The following is a 4,003-nucleotide window of genomic DNA, read 5'->3' on the forward strand; positions in this document are numbered from 1 at the left end:
GAATAACCTGGGAAATGTAGTTGAACCGCTGGGTCAAAGCCCCCAATTCGTCCTCGGATCGCACCTTGGCCCGGACATTGAAATTTCCTTCGTAGATGGATTCAAACTGATTTTGCAGGTCGTCAATAATGCTCTTAATCTGTTGCATCAGGAGTCGATTGATCAAAAAGACCCCGATCGCCGTGGCGATGGCTGTGAGGAGGGCGAGGTTGAGGAGGGAAGCTTTACCCGGTTCTTTCTCTGGGGCCTGGCCCTCTGCGGGAGCTCCTTCCGCAGGAGCTTCGGTGGTGGTTTCCCCTGGAGGAGCCGGCACATTTTGAGGTGCTCCCCCCAGCCCCACTATGCTACCCAATACCAACACAACGAACCCGGAAAATACACCGGAGGCGATCGCCATGTAAATTTGCTTTTTAAACAGGGAAGCATTGGTGAACCAACCGAGAAAACCCGCATCTACTTCGCTGGTGGGGCGGTCATTAAAGGGACTAGTGGCGCTGGATAAATCCCCGGTGGCGGCCCCCTCTGGTTTTAACCAAGTGGCCATGCCCGGTGGGGGGGCATTACCTCCATGGGCCACTGCATCACCGCCTTGGGTGTCATCGACCCGGTCCACAGGGCTCATATCCAGACCGGTGGTTTGGGTAAAGAGGGAAGAATCGGGCAACTCTGGGGCAATGTCCGTCAGGTTAAAATCGGACAACTCATCGTCAACCCCTTCCTCAAACGCATCAAAGCTCGGTAAGTTGTTGCCAGCGCCATAATTGCCAGAGGTGGGGGTAGGGGCCGCAGCCAAGGCTTCAGGATCGTCTAAACCTAGGGCTTCACTCCAGTCGCCCCCATCCCAAGCTTGATATTGGGGATGTTCGGTGCCCTCTGTCCCGCCAATGCCCGCCGCCGAGACATCCGCCGCCAAATCAGCAAAATCCGCTATCCCTTCACCGAAAGCCGGTGGCACCACAAAGGTAGATTCACCGGTTTGGGGCATCATGGTCTGTTCATCGTCCGAGTCCAGGTCATCGGTAAAAGCTTCCGGACTCCAATCTAGGTTTTCAATTTCGTAACTCCTGGCCCCACTGGTGCTAAAAGAACCGGATCCAGAGCTACGGCCAAAGGGATGATCCATGCCAGGATTGGTGGGGGTAGGTACACTACCCAAGGTGGGCTCACCAAAATCCTCCTCGGTGAATATTCCCGTTTCCCAGGCCATGGAACGATCAACGGAATCAACCTCACTTTGCCAATCCTGGCCAAAGGAGTCCTTCGCTCCATTGCCCCCCGGCCCCTCCTCTTTGATTTGCCCCAGGGCCTGGTTAGCACAGTCGATTAAATCCTGGCGATCGGAAAGCCGGATTACCCCCTGATAAGCTTGGTGGGCTAGGGCGTATTGTTCCAGGCCGACATAGATGTGTCCCCGGAGCAATAGCACATTGGGATCTTCAGGAAAATCAGCGGCCAATTGTTCAATGTGGGAAGAAGCTTCTTGATAATTCCCCTGTCCATAGGCGGCGTAGGCCAACCCATAAAGCTGCGAAAAATTGGTTTCTGTTGCCATTTTGCCGGTTTCCTCAGTCGGATTTTAGGTGGGCCAAGGTGAATAAAATTGATTGCCTCAGCCGGATATATCAAGTTGCCCAGCGGGCGGATCGGAGTAGCGCCACATGGTCTAGAAGGCGCAAAATTTGGGGGGGAGAAGACGGGGCACCGTCAGCGGGAATCTGCCACTCTCCCTGGACGTAGGGGGCAATATGATCCGGCACATCGTTGGCCGGCTGAAGATTGTCCGTATCCAACCATTCCATATTACCGAGGGAGTCGATCGCCAAACCCAAAAGTGTTTCTTGATCTTCCACCGCAATGACGGGAATTTCCGCCCGGTCAGTGTTGAGATTGACATTATTCCCCAGAAAACGACCCAGGTCTGCTACCCAAATGACCTGACCCCGGAGGTTAATAGTTCCTAACAATAGGGGCGAAGCGTTGGGGATGGGGGTAATGCGGTCTGGTTCCTGTTGCATCACTTCCCGAATGGAAACCGCTGGCAGGGCAAATTCTTCCCGGGAGGGCAAATAAAACCTGAGATGAAGCTCCCCTTCCAGGGCCTGCAGTTCCTGAAACGCCGGATCCAATTCCTGCTTGCCATCAATGAAAATATCAGCGGGATTAGAACTAACCATAGATTTCCCTACCTAAGACCCTGAACAACCATAACCCAAGTCTCATAAAATCCCCACAATTAATTGCGCAGGAGTTGTTTAATGGTGCCCACCAATTCCATCGGCTGAAAGGGTTTGGCGATATAGGCGTCGGCCCCCTGGCGCATGCCCCAAAAACGATCAAATTCCTCCCCCTTAGAGGAACACATAATCACCGGCACATTTTTTGTTTTCGGATCGGATTTGATGCGCCGACAAACCTCATAGCCGTTCATGCGGGGCATAACAATATCCAGCACCACCAGGTCCGGACTGAAACTCTGCAATTTTTCTAAGGCCTCTACCCCATCACAGGCGATGGTGACCTGCCAGCCATGGTCTTTGAGGATGCCAGATATCATCTCGCGCTGACTAGAGCTGTCTTCAACCAGCAAAACTGCGTTCATAAAAGTCCTTTCTGCTTGGCATTGCAAACCTGGATCCGAAGCAAATTGGCGAATCCTGCCTGGTTTATTTTCCATCATAGTCGCTCCCTTAACAATTCAGTCAGTATTATTTTTTGCTGGGGAGCCCATTGGTGTTGACAATTTACCGCAAAATTGTCGGTGGTGTAACAGGGGATGGGGATAGGGACTGGGGACAATGGTCAACGGCTCATGATTTTTTACAGTAGGATTCAACTAATGAAATTAGTTCTTGTTGGGTAAAGGGCTTAGTCAGATAGTCTGTGGCCCCGGCCATCCGGGCTAGGAGTCGGTCGAGGTAGGCTTCCTTGCCGGTGAGCATAATGATCGGAGTGGTCCGTAGACGCTGGGAATGGCGGATCATGCGACAGATTTCATAGCCATCTAGGTGGGGCATGGTGATGTCGCAGAGGATCAAGTCGGGTTGCAGAGTCAATAGGGTGGTCATGGCCTGCAGGGGATCTTGGAGCACCACTACTTCACAGTTTGGGTTTTGACTGGTCAAAAAAAGTTCAATTTGTTTACCGATGGCATAGTCGTCGTCAAGGCAAACAACTTTATGAATGGTGTGGTCTGTCAAGGTTTCCCAGGCTGGATCCGTCTCACTGTGGGATTCATGGGCTGGAAATATTTCGATCGCCCCCGATTCGATGTAGGGGTAGAGGCCATGGGCAATGGCGGGCAGATTTTTTTGTAGGTAGCGGGAGATCTGCCGTAGGGGGATGGCCCCATCGGTCCAACTACGGAAATGCTGGGCAAATTTGGACGGTATTTTGTTGGTTAATGCCGGATCCTTGGCGATCGCCACTGGTTGGTCGGGGGACTGGATGCGGAGATATAACTGCTTCCAAGCTTGGATTTGTTGCCCCGCCTGGGCCAATAGGGGAGTGACGGGAAAGGAAGTGAGGGCGGGCTCTAGGGCGGAACCTAAGGCGAAGACAAAATTTCCCTGGCGTAAACTCAGCACATCAAACAACACCTCCTGCACCATGCCCAAAACAATGCGGTGGGCTTGGGCGGGGGTAAGAATATTTTTGGAAAGTAATTGCCACAAACAGGCGTATTCAGGAATGTGGTTCAGGGCCAGGCTTTCTAGTTCCATTTCCCCCAGGGGAATAGCAATGTCATGGTGGCGGAGATAGTCTTGGAGGCGGAGCAACTGGCCACAGTCTTGGTCAGCGGCATAGACCAACTTGCCGTCCACAAAAAAGAGAAACCAGTAGCCTACTTTGTCGGGCAAAATCCGACCACGACCCTGATGGGGATGAACCTCAACGAAAAGTTCTCCCGTCCGCTGGCCCAATGCAATGAGCCGCAGGATACTCCGGAGATCAATTTCGTTCAGGGTTCCCTGCATGGCGTTTTCACAAGATTGATGTGTATATC

Annotated in this window: 4 protein-coding genes; all 4 read right to left on the reverse strand. The window is 52.6% G+C overall.

Annotation, left to right across the window (positions count from 1 at the left end; all coding sequences use genetic code 11):
* Positions 1 to 1,552 (reverse strand): HAMP domain-containing protein (locus tag IQ219_RS17550; protein ID WP_368667632.1); only part of this gene is annotated, 1,552 nt, incomplete at its 3' end.
* 70 nt (positions 1,553 to 1,622) lie between these two features.
* Positions 1,623 to 2,174, reverse strand: a complete 552-nt coding sequence (locus IQ219_RS17555; RefSeq protein ID WP_194073464.1) for a chemotaxis protein CheW — start codon at positions 2,172 to 2,174, stop codon at positions 1,623 to 1,625.
* A gap of 59 nt (positions 2,175 to 2,233) precedes the next feature.
* Entirely contained in the window at positions 2,234 to 2,599 is a 366-nt protein-coding gene (locus IQ219_RS17560) for a response regulator transcription factor (protein ID WP_190596709.1), read from the reverse strand.
* Positions 2,600 to 2,807: 208 nt separating this feature from the next.
* Positions 2,808 to 4,003, reverse strand: a 1,196-nt coding sequence (locus IQ219_RS17565) for a response regulator (protein WP_228017299.1), incomplete at its 5' end; no start/stop codon positions are given.

This window comes from Synechocystis sp. LEGE 06083 (assembly GCF_015207725.1).
Classification (GTDB): Bacteria; Cyanobacteriota; Cyanobacteriia; order Cyanobacteriales; family Microcystaceae; genus Synechocystis; species Synechocystis salina.